The sequence below is a fragment of the Brachyspira suanatina genome, assembly GCF_001049755.1.
Lineage (GTDB): Bacteria > Spirochaetota > Brachyspiria > Brachyspirales > Brachyspiraceae > Brachyspira > Brachyspira suanatina.
This window is the reverse complement of record NZ_CVLB01000001.1, coordinates 394,979-409,635: the sequence shown is the minus strand read 5'-3', so window position 1 is coordinate 409,635 and position 14,657 is coordinate 394,979. Positions and strand designations below refer to the sequence as shown.

The 14,657-nt window shown below is 32.0% G+C and carries 14 protein-coding genes and 1 tRNA gene; 2 read left to right on the top strand and 13 right to left on the bottom strand.

Annotated features, from left to right (window positions below; genetic code table 11):
• Position 1 precedes the first annotated feature (1 nt).
• The 10 genes from rpoC to rpmG form a co-directional block, all read right to left on the bottom strand.
• Positions 2 to 4,204, bottom strand: a complete 4,203-nt coding sequence (gene rpoC / locus BRSU_RS01895) for a DNA-directed RNA polymerase subunit beta' (protein ID WP_048593523.1) — start codon at positions 4,202 to 4,204, stop codon at positions 2 to 4.
• A gap of 19 nt (positions 4,205 to 4,223) precedes the next feature.
• On the bottom strand, positions 4,224 to 7,745 hold the full coding sequence (rpoB, locus tag BRSU_RS01890) for a DNA-directed RNA polymerase subunit beta (RefSeq protein ID WP_048593521.1): 3,522 nt from the start codon (positions 7,743 to 7,745) through the stop codon (positions 4,224 to 4,226).
• A gap of 130 nt (positions 7,746 to 7,875) precedes the next feature.
• Entirely contained in the window at positions 7,876 to 8,262 is a 387-nt protein-coding gene (rplL, locus tag BRSU_RS01885; protein WP_008728857.1) for a 50S ribosomal protein L7/L12, read from the bottom strand.
• A 56-nt stretch (positions 8,263 to 8,318) separates the two neighbouring features.
• Positions 8,319 to 8,843 (bottom strand): 50S ribosomal protein L10, encoded by a 525-nt coding sequence (gene rplJ / locus BRSU_RS01880; RefSeq protein WP_048593519.1) that lies wholly within the window; start codon positions 8,841 to 8,843, stop codon positions 8,319 to 8,321.
• A 104-nt stretch (positions 8,844 to 8,947) separates the two neighbouring features.
• Complete coding sequence (rplA, locus tag BRSU_RS01875; RefSeq protein WP_048593517.1) at positions 8,948 to 9,649, bottom strand: 50S ribosomal protein L1; 702 nt, start codon at positions 9,647 to 9,649, stop codon at positions 8,948 to 8,950.
• 75 nt (positions 9,650 to 9,724) lie between these two features.
• Positions 9,725 to 10,147 carry a 50S ribosomal protein L11 gene (rplK, locus tag BRSU_RS01870; protein ID WP_012671806.1) on the bottom strand — a complete coding sequence of 141 codons (423 nt, stop codon included), beginning with the start codon at positions 10,145 to 10,147 and terminating at the stop codon, positions 9,725 to 9,727.
• A gap of 44 nt (positions 10,148 to 10,191) precedes the next feature.
• Positions 10,192 to 10,779 carry a transcription termination/antitermination protein NusG gene (nusG, locus tag BRSU_RS01865; protein ID WP_014488770.1) on the bottom strand — a complete coding sequence of 196 codons (588 nt, stop codon included), beginning with the start codon at positions 10,777 to 10,779 and terminating at the stop codon, positions 10,192 to 10,194.
• 5 nt (positions 10,780 to 10,784) lie between these two features.
• A complete protein-coding gene (gene secE / locus BRSU_RS01860) occupies positions 10,785 to 11,105 on the bottom strand; it encodes a preprotein translocase subunit SecE (protein ID WP_048593516.1) in 321 nt (106 codons plus the stop codon).
• A gap of 42 nt (positions 11,106 to 11,147) precedes the next feature.
• A tRNA-Trp gene (locus tag BRSU_RS01855) sits at positions 11,148 to 11,220 on the bottom strand.
• Between the two features lie 36 nt (positions 11,221 to 11,256).
• Positions 11,257 to 11,433 carry a 50S ribosomal protein L33 gene (gene rpmG / locus BRSU_RS01850; RefSeq protein ID WP_008723772.1) on the bottom strand — a complete coding sequence of 59 codons (177 nt, stop codon included), beginning with the start codon at positions 11,431 to 11,433 and terminating at the stop codon, positions 11,257 to 11,259.
• Positions 11,434 to 11,639: 206 nt separating this feature from the next.
• On the opposite strand from rpmG, the gene BRSU_RS01845 reads away from it, so the two are divergent.
• A complete protein-coding gene (locus BRSU_RS01845; protein WP_048593514.1) occupies positions 11,640 to 11,999 on the top strand; it encodes a CidA/LrgA family protein in 360 nt (119 codons plus the stop codon).
• A 263-nt stretch (positions 12,000 to 12,262) separates the two neighbouring features.
• Positions 12,263 to 12,973 carry an LrgB family protein gene (locus tag BRSU_RS01840; protein ID WP_048593513.1) on the top strand — a complete coding sequence of 237 codons (711 nt, stop codon included), beginning with the start codon at positions 12,263 to 12,265 and terminating at the stop codon, positions 12,971 to 12,973.
• 1 nt (position 12,974) lies between these two features.
• Here the strand turns inward: BRSU_RS01840 and BRSU_RS01835 are convergent, their stop codons facing one another.
• From BRSU_RS01835 to rbsK, 3 genes are all read right to left on the bottom strand, one after another.
• Positions 12,975 to 13,388, bottom strand: coding sequence for a hypothetical protein (locus tag BRSU_RS01835; protein WP_048593512.1), 414 nt, complete (start codon positions 13,386 to 13,388; stop codon positions 12,975 to 12,977).
• A gap of 33 nt (positions 13,389 to 13,421) precedes the next feature.
• Entirely contained in the window at positions 13,422 to 13,649 is a 228-nt protein-coding gene (locus BRSU_RS01830; protein WP_048593511.1) for a hypothetical protein, read from the bottom strand.
• 134 nt (positions 13,650 to 13,783) lie between these two features.
• On the bottom strand, positions 13,784 to 14,656 hold the full coding sequence (gene rbsK / locus BRSU_RS01825; protein ID WP_048593509.1) for a ribokinase: 873 nt from the start codon (positions 14,654 to 14,656) through the stop codon (positions 13,784 to 13,786).
• Position 14,657: the final 1 nt, after the last annotated feature.

The following is a 14,657-nucleotide window of genomic DNA, read 5'->3' as shown; positions in this document are numbered from 1 at the left end:
TTTATACAGTTATTTGCATAACCTCTTCTTCTTTAGCACTATTATCTATATTATCTTTCTTATCCAAGTCTCCGCTTTGCTTGTTGTAGACATGAAGTTTGTTATACAATTTAACACCAGTACCAGCAGGTATTAAATGTCCTATAATAACATTTTCTTTTAATCCAAGCAATTTATCAACTTTTCCTTTAATAGCAGCATTAGTCAATACTTTAGTAGTTTCTTGGAATGAAGCAGAAGATATAAAGCTTTCAGTATTAAGAGCAGCTTTAGTTAAACCTAAAAGTACAGGCTTACCACTTGCAGGAGAACCGCCAGCCTCTTCATAGCGTCTATTTTCTTCTTCAAACTCATATTTATCAACATACTGACCAACAATATATTTAGTATCGCCTGGATCAGTTATTTCAAGTCTTCTTAACATCTGTCTTATGATAAGAGCGAAGTGTTTGTCGTTAATACCTACACCCTGCTGATTGTATACTGTCTGAATTTCTTCAAGCAAGTAAGTTTGTAAAGCCAAATCACCTTGAGTTTCCAATATATCATGAGGGTTTATCTTACCAGCACATAATTGAGTACCTGTTTTTACCTGGTCTCCGTTTCTAACAAGAAGCATTTTACCATGAGGTACTAAATGTTTAGTTTCATCAAATTCATTTCTGATTTTAACTACTTTTTTACCCTTATGAGAACCACCTATTTCAACTTCACCGTCAATACCAGCAATGATAGCAGTATCTTTAGGTTTCTGAGCTTCAAGCAATTCCTGTACTCTTGGAAGACCTCCTGTAATATCCCTACTTTTCTGCTGTATACGAGTAGTTTTAGCAATAACCTCTCCTATTTCAACTCTTTGGTTGTTTTCAACTAGAAGCTGTGCACCATTAGGTATATCTGTTTCAAAAGGATCTCCCTCTCCTGTAATCAAGATTTTAGGCTGCATACTAGCATCTTTAAACTCTTGAATAATATTAGTTACATTTCCTGTTTGATCATCTATAGATTCAACCAATGTTCTTCCAGGAATGATATCCTGCCATCTTACTATACCAGCTTTTTCTGAGATGATAGGTTCATTATAAGTATCGAAGCTAGCAATAACTGTATTAGCTTCTATAAATACATGCTCATCTACTTTATATTCACTTCCAACTTTAATTACAATTGTATGCTTATCACCAGTAATCATTATATATTTATCATCATCAGTGATTTTAAAAGTACCATTATAAGTAGCTTTAATTTCTGTACCATCTTTAAGAGTAGCTATAACATCTCCTATAAGTACTTTAGTATTATGTTCTGTTATAATATCTTTTAGAGCAGATTTTTCCCATTTATCTAAAACTCTTCTAATAACCAAATCACCCTTTCTAGCTGTTATTTTAATACCATTAGGCTGAACAACATAGTTAGAGAATTGTTCTATATATATAGGATAATTAACTTTAATTTCATTTTCTTCTACCATCTGAGTAGCAACACCACCGATGTGGAAAGTTCTCATTGTAAGCTGTGTACCAGGCTGTCCAATACTTTGAGCGGCAACTACACCTACAGCCTCACCAATAGAAGCTAAATTATTTGTAGATAAGCTTCTTCCATAACATTTCTGACATACACCCATTCTGCTTTCACAAGTAAGAGGATGTCTAATGCTTATTTTTTCTATACCAGCTTTCTCTATTAAATCACCTATTTCTTCTGTAATTTCAGTATTAGCAGAACATATAAGCTCTTTAGTAACAGGATGGTATATATGCTCGCTTGTAAAGAAACCAACAACACGCTCTTTAAGAGATTTTTTGATTTCATCTCCATTTTTTATGGCCTCTATAGCAATACCTTTAACAGTACCGCAGTCATGTTCTGAAACAACAACACCTATTGCAACGTCAACTAGCTTTCTAGTAAGATAACCAGCACTTGAAGTTTTTAACGCAGTATCTGCAAGACCTTTTCTAGCACCGTGAGTAGAAATAAAGTATTCCTGTACAGTAAGACCTTCTTTAAAGTTTGAAATAATAGGAAGTTCGATAATTTCACCGGAAGGCTTAGCCATCAAACCTCTCATACTAGCAAGCTGTCTTATCTGCTGTTTAGAACCTCTCGCACCAGAATCAGCCATTATATATACAGGGTTGAATCCGTCTTGGTCTTGTCTTAAATTATCCATCATAGCTTCAGTTATTCTACCTTCAACAGTAGTCCAAAGGTCCATAACCTTCTGCTTTTTCTCATCAGTAGTGATAATACCGTTCATATACTGATTTTCAATGAATTCTACCTGTTTAGTAGCTTCCTCGATTTCTTGTTTTTTCATTGGAGGTATAAGTATATCAGCAATAGAAATAGTAGAACCGAATACTGTAGCACTTTGATAACCAAGTTCTTTAATATCATCAAGCATATTAACTGTTACTGCTGTACCATGTTTTAAATATACCTCATGAATAAATTTAGCTAAATCTTTACTGTTAAAATCTCTGTTTTGATATCTGAAATCTTCAGGAATAACTTCATTGAATTTTAATCTTCCAACAGAAGTTTCAACAAATTCTTCCTCTCCGTCTTTATTTTTCATTAAAACTTTAATTCTTGATTCAAGCTCTACCAAATTATTATCATAAGCAAGCAAAGCATCTTTAGGAGATGAGAATATTTTTCCTTCACCTTTACTTCCTGTTCTTAACTTAGTAAGATAGCTGATACCAAGTACTATATCCTGTGTAGGGTTAACAATAGGTTCACCGTTAGCAGGGTTTAATATATTATGAGGAGCAAGCATCAAAGTCCAAGCCTCAATCTGAGCCTCAGCAGAAAGTGGAGTATGTACAGCCATCTGGTCACCGTCAAAGTCAGCATTATAAGCGTGACATACTAATGGGTGAAGCTGAATTGCCTTTCCTTCAACAAGTACAGGTTCAAATGCCTGAATACCAAGTCTGTGAAGAGTCGGTGCTCTGTTTAAAAGTACAGGATGTTCTTTAGCAATATCCTCTAATACTCCCCAAACTTCTTCTCTGCCCTCTTCTACAAATCTCTTAGCAGATTTTATATTATGAGCTGAATTAATTTCAACTAATTTTTTCATTATGAATGGCTTGAATAATTCTACAGCCATTTTTTTAGGAAGTCCGCATTGATGCATTTTTAGTCTAGGACCTGCAACGATAACGGAACGTCCTGAATAGTCAACACGTTTACCCAAAAGGTTCTGTCTGAAACGACCTTGCTTACCTTTAAGCATATCAGAAAGAGATTTTAAAGGTCTGTTTCCTGGTCCTTTAACTACTTTCTTTCTTCTGCTGTTATCAAATAAAGCATCTACAGCTTCTTGTAACATTCTCTTTTCATTTCTTATGATAATATCAGGAGCTCTTAAAACCAATAATCTTCTTAAACGAATATTTCTGTTTATAACTCTTCTATATAAATCATTTAAATCTGAAGTCGCAAATCTTCCGCCGTCAAGCTGAACCATAGGTCTTAACTCTGGAGGAATAACAGGAACTACATCAAGTATCATCCAAGTAGGATCATTTCCGCTTGCTTTGAAGTCTTCAAAGATTTCAAGACGTTTTCTCAAACGCCTATCACTCTTTTCACCTTTTTTAATCATTTCCTCTCTGAGTTTTCTGATTTCTTCATCCATATCAAGGTCTTTAAGCATATCTCTTATGCCCTCAGCACCTATACCTATTCTTATATTATCACCATATCTATCTAAAGCTTCATTATATTCATCTTCAGTTAAAAGATCTCCTTTAGTATAAGAACTATCGCCTGGATCAATAACTACATATCTTTCAAAATAAAGTACGCTTCTTAAATGGGCAATATTCATATTTAGAAGAAGTCCTATTCTTGAAGGAGTATTTCTATAATACCAAATATGAGCAACAGGAGCAGCTAATTCTATATGCCCCATTCTTTCTCTTCTAACTTTGAAATGAGTAACTTCAACACCGCATTTATCACAAACTACACCTTTATAACGAATACTTTTGAATTTACCGCAATAACATTCATATTCTTTAGTAGTTCCGAATATCTTTTCACAAAAAAGTCCGTCTCTTTCAGGTCTTAAAGTTCTGTAGTTGATAGTTTCAGGTTTTTTTACTTCACCATAACTCCATTCTCTCATAACCTGAGGACTTGCTATACTAATTTTTATTTGGTCAAAGTTTGAAAATTGCATATACCTAAACTTCTCCTAATTATTTAAAAATCTTGGTTTGTTTCTTAGTTTTTTGTCTAAGCTCTTTTTCAGTAGAAGGAAGCTGATTGCCTTCTTCATCATGAATAGTAATATTAAGACCCAAACCTCTAAGCTCTTGAACTAATACGTTAAAGCTTTCTGGTATACCCGGAGAGGATATAACATCACCTTTAACAATAGATTCATATATTCTAGCACGTCCTGTCATATCATCTGATTTAACAGTTAAGAACTCTTGAAGCATATTAGCAGCTCCATAAGCCTCTAATGCCCAAACTTCCATCTCTCCTAATCTCTGACCTCCGAATTGAGATTTACCACCCAAAGGCTGCTGAGTAACAAGTGAGTAAGGACCTGTACTTCTAGCATGTACTTTATCTTCAACCAAGTGATTAAGCTTAAGCATATACATATATCCTACAGCTACATCATTTTTGAAAGGTTCTCCTGTTCTTCCATCATAAAGTCTAACTTTACCATTAGGATTCATACCGCTTGCAACGAATGCTTCTCTTAAAGCCTCTTCTTTAGGACCCTCAAATACTGGACAAGCATATTTAAGTCCCATTTTATGACCAGACCAACCAAGTAACATCTCAATTACCTGACCTATGTTCATACGTGAAGGTACACCTAATGGGTTAAGACATATATCTACAGGAGTACCATCTTCTAAGAATGGCATATCCTCTATAGGCATGATTCTGGCAACAACCCCTTTGTTACCGTGACGTCCTGCCATTTTATCGCCTTCCTGTATTATACGTTTCTTAGCAAGGAATACTTTTACAACTTCCTCTACACCAGGCTTTAATTCATCGCCATTTTCTCTACTGTATACTCTAACATCTATAACAGTACCATCCTTACCATGCGGTACTCTTAAAGAAGTATCTTTTACATCTCTAGCTTTCTCACCGAATATTGAGTGAAGAAGTCTGTATTCAGGAGTTATTTCTGTTTCTCCTTTTGGAGTTACTTTACCAACTAATATATCTCCTGCTTTTACTTTAGCACCTATTCTTACAATACCTCTTTCATCTAAGTTTTTGAAAGCTGCATCTGATACATTAGGTATATCTCTAGTAATATTTTCTTTATCTAATTTTGTTTCACGAGCTTCAACTGAAAACTCTTCTATATGTATAGAAGTAAATACATCTTCCTGAACTAATCTTCTGCTTAAAAGAATAGCGTCCTCGAAGTTATAACCTTCAAAAATCATGAAAGCAGCAAGAACGTTTCTTCCCAAAGCTAATTCACCATGATCTGTTGCAGGACCATCAGCTAAAAGTCCTCCAGCCTTAACTACATCACCAACATTAACTACTGGTCTTTGGTGATAATTTGTATCTTGGTTGGTTCTTTGATATTTTACTAATTCATAAACATCTAAATCATCATCACTATTTTGTTTAGTAGGCTTAATTATGATTTCATCATGAACTACTTTTATAACTTTACCAGCTCTTTTAGCATGAACTGCTATACCTGTTCCAGGCTGACAAATCTTAGCCTCTACACCTGTTCCTACTATAGGAGCTTCTGGATACAATAAAGGCACACTTTGACGCTGCATGTTTGAACCCATCAAAGCTCTGTTAGCGTCGTCATGCTCCAAGAATGGTATCAAAGAGCTTGAAAGTGAAACGATCTGCTGAGGTGAAACGTCCATATACTGTACCTGATCTGGTGAAGAATATGGGAATTCACTTCTAAATCTTGTTGAAATAAGATTATCTTTGAAAGTACCATCTTCATTCAAAGGAGCATTAGCATCTGCTATATGGTATTTTTCCTCATCATGAGCTGTCAAATATTCTATTTCATCTGTTACTTTTCCATCAACAACCTTTCTATATGGAGTCTCTAAGAAACCATGCTTATTAATTTTAGCATAAGTAGCAAGAGATACTATAAGTCCAATGTTCGGACCTTCAGGAGTTTCAATAGGACATATTTTACCATAGTGTGTATGGTGTACGTCTCTTACTTCGAAACCTGCTCTGTCTCTTGTAAGACCTCCCTGACCTAAGGCATTTAATCTTCTTTTATGTGTAATCTCTGATAATGGATTGTTCTGATCCATGAACTGAGATAATTGGTTTGTACCGAAGAACTCTTTTATTACAGCCTGTATAAGTTTTATGCTTACAAGAGATTGAGGAGTTACTGCCTCCATATCCTGCATCTGCATTCTTTCTTTAGCTATACGCTCCATTCTAGTGAAGCCGGCTTTTATTTGTATAGATAATAATTCACCTACACTTCTTACGCGTCTGTTTCCTAAATGGTCAATATCATCTAATTGTTCTTCGTTTATGAATACTTTAATCAAAAAGCGAATAGTTTCTATTATATCTTTATGTCTTAAAACTTTATCCTGTTCGCTTTCTGGGAAATTCAATCTTTTGTTTAATTTATAACGTCCCACATCTCCTAAAGCATAGGATTTAGGATCAAATACTAAATCATTACAAGTTCTTACAACGTTTTCTATTAAAGCAGGCTCTCCAGGTCTTATAACATTATAGATTTTAGTACAAGCCTCTTCTTGGTTTTTAGTTGTATCTTTATCTAAAGTATTAATTATGGTAACATTGTCTTTTATTGCTTCCATATTTAATACGGATATTTCTTTAATACCGCTCATTAAAAGTCTTTCAGCTAAGTTAGGGTTGATAAGTTCGCCCGGATTCAATATAATTTCATCAGGGTTTTCTGTATCAAATACTGTAGAATAAGATCTTCTACCTATTAAAGCCTCTTTAGAATTTTCATCTGAAAGTTTTTCTAATGATATATTATCTACTTCATAAAATAATTTCAAAATTTCTTCATTAGTTGTGATACCAATAGCTCTTAAAAATACAGTAACAGGAAGTTTTTTCTTTCTGTCTATTCTTACATACATTATATCTTTTTTGGTATCGAGTTCGAATTCAAGCCAAGTACCTCTATCTGGAATTATCTTAGCTACGAACATAGCATCTCTGTCGCTGCGGTTGAAAACTACACCTGGAGATCTATGAATCTGAGAAACTATAACACGTTCAGCACCATTAACAATAAATGTACCTCTGTCTGTCATAGCAGGTATATCACCCACAAATATTTCCTGTTCAATGATTCTTTCAGGGTCTCTTACGGTTAATTGTACTTTTATTTTGAAAGGATAAGCATAAGTTTTATCTCTTCTTCTAGCCTCTTTTTCTGTAATTTTAGGCTCGCCTATAGAGTAAGAAATAAATTCTATCTGCATTTTCTCGTTAGAAGCTACTATAGGGAATATAGAAGTCAAAACTTCCTGCAATCCCTCATTTTTTCTCTTATTTTCAGGAACATCCTTTTGAAGGAAGCTTTCATAAGATTCTTTTTGTATAGCGAGGAGATCGGGAGGTTCTATTACAGAAGCGGTGCGTGAAAAGTTTACACGTCCGTTTTCCATCCTATATTTTTTTGCGAACTCTACCCCTCTTTCCGGATATACTTTATTATCTATCTGAATATTATTGGCCATATTAAAAGATCTCCGCTTTTACGCTTTTAGTTTTACTGACTTATTAAATACACTAATAAGAAGGGTACAAAGACTCATACCCTTCCTATATACGAATCATTAAATGTTAATGATATATTTACAAAAATAATTATTTAACTTCAACTTTACCACCAGCAGCTTCTAATTGTTTCTTAATAGCTGCAGCTTCTTCTTTAGAAACGCCTGATTTGATAGTTTCTCCGCCTTTTTCAACAGCATCTTTAGCTTCTTTTAAGCCTAAGCCGCTAACTGCTCTAACTTCTTTAATAAGAGCAATTTTTTGAGCTGCATCAAAACCAGTAAGAATGATATCAAATTCATTTTTCTCTTCTTCAGCTGGAGCTGCTGCACCGCCTGCTGGAGCTGCTGCTACTGCTGCAACTGGCATAGCTGCTGTTACATTGAATTTTTCTTTAATAGCTTCTACTAATTCATGAAGCTCTATAACTTTCATTTCTTCTATTGCTTGTAATATTTCTTCTTTACTTAAAGCCATTGTTTATCTCCTTAAAATTGTTAAAATAGTTTTTTAATTAATAATTTGTCAGCATATTAAGCTGATTTTTTCTTTTCTTCTTCAACACTGTCAAGCACATAAGCAAGTTCTGATATAACGCTTTGCAAGCTGTTTGCCAAGCCAGATATAGGAGACTCGAGTGCTGTAACAAGATGAGAAAGTAAAACTTCTCTTGGCGGAATATTAGCTACTACTTGAACATCTGCCGGATTAAGCAAATCTTCACCCATATAGCCGCCTTTGATTTTTATCTTATCATTTTTCTTAGATGCTTCACTTATAACTTTAGCTGCGCCAGGAACATCTTCCTTAGCAAATACTACAGCTGTAGGATTAACGAACATCTCATCTTTTACTTCTCTGCCTAACTCTTTTAAAGCAATATCAACTAAAGAGTTTTTACATATTTTCATTGAAGAAGAAGTCTTTGCTAATTCACGTCTTAACTCTGTAAGCTGTGCTACTGTTACTCCTCTGTAATCAAAGAATACTAAACCAGCACATCCTCCCATAGTTTCTTTAAGCAATGATACTGTTTCAATGTTTTTCTTATTAGGCATAAATACCACCTCTATTATATTAAACTATTTTGATAATACTATTCATATAATGGGATCACAAAATATGACTTCGCTTAAGCAAAATAAGTTTATCGCTAAATTAATTACATTTTGATTCTTTTATGATCTATTTTTATACCTACACCCATTGTAGATGTTACACCTACTGCTTTAATATATTCACCTTTTAAATCTGTAGGTTTTTTTCTTAAAATTTCATCATAGAATACTTTGAAATTTTCATTTAACTTATTAACATCCATTGATGCTTTTCCTATACCCATTCTTACTATACCATTTTTATCAGCTCTGTATTCCATTCTTCCAGCTTTAAAACTTTTTACTGCCTGAGCTATGTCAAGAGTAACTGTTCCTGTTTTAGGGTTAGGCATAAGTCCTTTTCTTCCAAGAATTTGTCCCAATTTACCTACTTCTTTCATCAAATCAGGAGTAGCAATAGCAACATCGAAGTCTGTATATCCGCCTTTAACTTTATCAATTAAATCTTCAAAACCAACTTCCATAGCACCAGCAGCTTTTGCCTCATCAGCTTTTTCACCTTGTGCAAATACTACTACTCTTTTTTCTTTACCAAAAGCATTTGGGAATGATAATGTGTCTCTTATTGAGTGTTTAGGTAAGATATTAAGGTTTATTGTTACCTCAATAGTTTCATCAAATTTACAGGTAGCGTTTTTCTTAGCTAATTCAATAGCTTCATCTACGGAATAGAGTTTTAATTTCTCTACTTGCTTTCTTATAGCGTCGTAACGTTTGCCACCTATTTTTTTCTCTTTTGTAGCCATAATTGTTTTCTTCCTTTTCTTTCAAACGTTTACTCCCATTTATTATCAATTAATAAATGGTATGCTTCTTAATTATTATTCTACTTTAATACCCATAGCACGAGCTGTACCCGCAACTATTTTTTTAGCTGCTTCTATATCATTAGCTGACATATAAGCCATTTTTTCCTGAGCAATTTCTTCAAGCTGCTTTTGATTGATTGTAGCAACTTTAGTTTTGTTAGGCTCTCCAGAACCTTTTTCTATGCCCAATTTCTTTTTGATTAATGTAGAAGTAGATGTTCCTTTAGTAACGAATGTATAAGTTTTATCTTCATACACTGTTATGTAAGTATTTAATAGCTGACCTTTCATTTTAGATGTTTTAGCATTAAAATCCTTAACGAAAGCGGCTATTTGTATCTGCTTCTGACCCAATGCAGGTCCTAATGGAGGAGCAGGAGTTGCCTCTCCGCCTGGTATGCGAACCTTTACAATACCAACCACTTTTTTAGCCATTTTTACTACCTCTTGATTTATTTATTTTTTAATATCTTTATAAATTATAACTTTTTTACTTTACTAAATTCTAATTCTGTAGGAGTACTTCTTCCAAATATTTCGATTTTTACTGTTACTCTTCCTTTATCAGAATTAATATTTTCTATTATACCATTAAGTCCATTGAAAGGCCCATCTATTACTTGAACCTTTTCTCCTATATCAAATTCCATTCCAATAATTTCATTGATACCAGTTTTGGATTTTTCTTCTCTATTTTCAAATATACGTGCAACATCTGATTCGCTTAAAGGAGTAGGAATAATATTACCTTCTTCTTTAGTTGTAGCATGACTTCCTATAAAGCCTGCAACTCCTGGAGTTCTTCTAACCATAGACTGTGTAGCATCATTCATTATCATTTTTACTAAAACATAGCCAGGATAAAAGAATTCTTCTTTAGATACTTTTTTACCATTTTTTGTAGAAGTTACTGTTTCTGAAGGTATATATATATCAACTATTAAATCAGTCATACCGTTTTCTTTAGCTCTTTTCTCTATACGCTCACGAACTTTATTTTCATAACCGTGCTGAGTATGCACTATATACCATTTATAATCTTTTATATCAGATATTTCTTCAGACATGTTTTTCACCTATTATATCTATTTTTTCTCATATAGCGAATAGCAAAATATATCACAAACAAAACAACTACAGCAAGAATTAAAACTAATGTAATTTTAGAAGATATTAAGCTACTCAAAATAGAACCGTCTAATAACGCCCTTGTCAAAAATGTTACTACATAATCAGCAGCACCCAAAAAAGCTGATGCCAAAATAAGCAATATTATAACAACAACTGTCTGATTTATTACATCTTGACGAGTAGGCCAAACACTTCTTTCAAAGAGTTCTTTTTTTATCTCTTTGATAGAATCAATTATATTATTTTTCTTTTTATCAGCCATAAATATTACCTTAAATTATATTACAACAATTTAGAAAAGAATCAGGTCAGACAGGAGTCGAACCTGCAACACCCGGTTTTGGAGACCGGTGCTCTACCAATTGAACTACTGACCCAAAAAATTTATAAACAATCTTAATTAAAAGAATTATTTATCTTGATACTTTCAATTCCTTGTGAATTGTATGTTTTTTATCATGAGGGCAATATTTTTTTAATTCCAATTTTTCTGGAACATTTTGTTTATTTTTTGTTGTTATATAATTTTTTCTTTTGCATTCTGTGCATTGAAGATGGATTTGTTCTGTTTTTACTTTAGCACCTGCCATTTTTTGCTCCTTAAATTTATCTTAAACAAATTTCAGATAACCTATAATTTACAAGGTATGCTATTATATACCTAAATAAATTTTATGTCAATATAAAATATAAATAAATATATTATATTTTCTAAACTTTTCTATTGAAAAAGAATAAATTAATATATATAATCTATACCAAAAAAATTAACAAATAACAGATAAATGGAGTAAATATGAAACTCATTAAACAATTTGCTATAATATTTTCTATATACTCGATATCTGATATTCTAAGTAAAACTTTAAAATTGCCAATACCTGGAAATGTAATAGGTATGATGCTCCTATTTATATTATTATTAACAGGAATAGTAAGAGAAAGCCATATAGATGAAGCAAGTGACTTATTAATAGCAAATATGTCATTATTATTCATACCGGGAACTTTGGCTATAATAGATGAATATCAATATGTAAAAGCTGAAATTATACCATTTGTAGCAATATGCATATTTATGGCAATAATTATTATGATAGCTACAGGATTATCAGCACAGTTTTTTGAAAAATTATTCTCAAAGTTTAGGAAATAGAATTATTTAATTAATTTAGCCTATATAGTGATAATTTAATATATTACATTAGACCGGCATATAAATATAAAGTAATGAAATTTTTTGTAAATATTGTTTTGCTTAAACATATAAATTAATAAAATAAACATAAAAACAATAAAAATAATTAGAATTTTACATATTGACAAGCATAGCAATAAAAAAGCGATACAAGATGCCAAGTAATGAAATTACTCGGGACTATTTGGCTTGTCGAGCATAGCAACAATAAGGATTAATATATGAAAGAATTATTTATACAAAACCCTATTATACCAATAGTTATAACTTTAATAGCATATATAATATCATACACTATATATATAAAAACAAAACTACCGATTTTAACTCCATTGGTAACAAGCGTTATCTTGGTTGGTTTTTCTCTCTATTTTATGCAAGTACCTTATAGTGTTTATAATGAAAGCGGCGGAAAATTTATAAATGCCTTGGTAGGACCTGCTACAGTTGCTTTAGCTCTTCCAATATATAGAAATCTTCCTATATTAAAAGCTAATCTAGCTGTAATATTTATAAGTATAGCTATAGGAAGTTCAATAGGAATAACAGGAATATTTATATCCGCTAAATTGCTTGGTATATCAGATGCTTTATTTCCTTCTTTGCTTACAAAATCTGTAACAACTGCTATTGCTGTAGATATAACTGCTAATATGGGAGGAATAAGATCTATAACTATTTTGTCAGTTATTATATCAGGAGTTACAGGTGCTATTGTTGCTCCTACTGTATGCAAAATATGTAAAATAAAATCATCATTAGCTGTAGGACTTTCTATCGGAACTGCATCTCATGCTGTTGGAACAAGTAAAGCTATAGAATTAGGAGAAACTGAAGGTGCTATGTCTGGATTAGCCATTGGTATTGCAGGCGCTTTATCAGTTGTACTTATACCTATATTATATAAACTTTTATTAATGATATGGGGATAATTTATCTTATTCTAGATTCCATTATATCAATAATATCATTATCTTTAAAATATACACTGAATATATTTTCATCATCTCCGCAGTCAATTTTAGAATCTATACTACCGTCATCATTTATTTTTATTAATATTTTATATATCTCTAAATTATCATACCAATTATCATCTACATCTATAAACATAAAATCGCCATAAGCAGTTTTTAATTGTTCTCTTGAATCTGATAATAATGTAATATGATCTTTCAAATTATTTATAATATCTTCTAATTTCCAAGATTTATGAATACCTATATCAAATAAACTTTCTAATTGTTTACCGAAAATTTTCATAGGTTTGAATACTTTATACAATTTCCAATCATCTTCATTTATATTAGCATCTTCTACATCTACTAAGTCTTCTATGTTTATCATAATCTTCTCCGTAATTTTAGAATGAATAGTTTTTTAATCGATTTTTTTATTTACAATATATAATGAAGGCAATGTAATCACAGCAAATAATATTACACTATAAAAAACATTCTCAACATCTAAACTATATTTTTTATTATAAATCATTTCAGTTTCTTTTCTAAAAGGAGTTGGCTTACTGTCTCCATCAGGTCCTTTACACTCTTTTTCAGAAAACATAACCAACAGCATAAATGACATTATAAACAAGTACTTTTTCATAAATAAAATCTCTTTTAGTTTTGCTATATATAATTTTTAGTATATTAAAAAAAGTCAATATGTCAATACTTATGCTAGGACCTTAATAAAAATTCTTTACAATATTAAATAATACTATTATAGATATAATAAAATTACCACTTTTTAGAAATAACTTCATCATAAGTTGGTATAGAATCTATTGCTCCTTTTCTAGTAACTGTTATATTAGCAACTTTAGTAGCAAAAATTATGGCTTCTTCTATAGATTTATTATTAGCTATCATTCTTACAACTCCGCCCAAAAAGCTATCACCTGCAGCAGTAGTATCAACAACATCTACTTTGTATGCCTCAAAATGTTTTCTTCCATCTTTATTTATTAAATCGCATCCATTAGCACCCAAAGTAAGTATTATATTTTTAACTCCGCATTCAAATACATAATCTATACCGCCTATAATATCTATCTCTGTTTCATTAGGTATCAATATATCAACATAACTTAAAAAATCTTTATTGAGTTTTACAGCAGGAGAAGGATTAAGCACAACTGTTTTTCCAAGTTTTTTAGCAATATATGCCGAGTATTCAGCTATTTCTAATGGAATTTCAAGCTGCATAACTACAATGTCATATAAAGATATTAATTCTTCCTTTATATCATCTTTTGTAATTAAAGCATTAGCTCCTTGTGCCACTATAATATTATTTGCGCCATAATCTGTAACAGTAATAACAGCAATACCTGTAGAAACATTGTTTTTTATTATTAAATTATCAGTATTAACATTATTATAAATTAAAGCATTGCATAAATCTTTTCCAAAACTATCATCACCTACAGCACTAAGTATGCTTACATCACCGCCTAATTTACCTATAGCACAGGCTTGATTTGCTCCTTTTCCTCCATTTCCTGTATAAAAATTGCTGCCTAATATAGTTTCCCCTTCCTTAGGAAAACGCGGGGCAGTTACAACCAAATCTTTATTTATACTTCCTATAATTAAAATCTTTTTACTCATA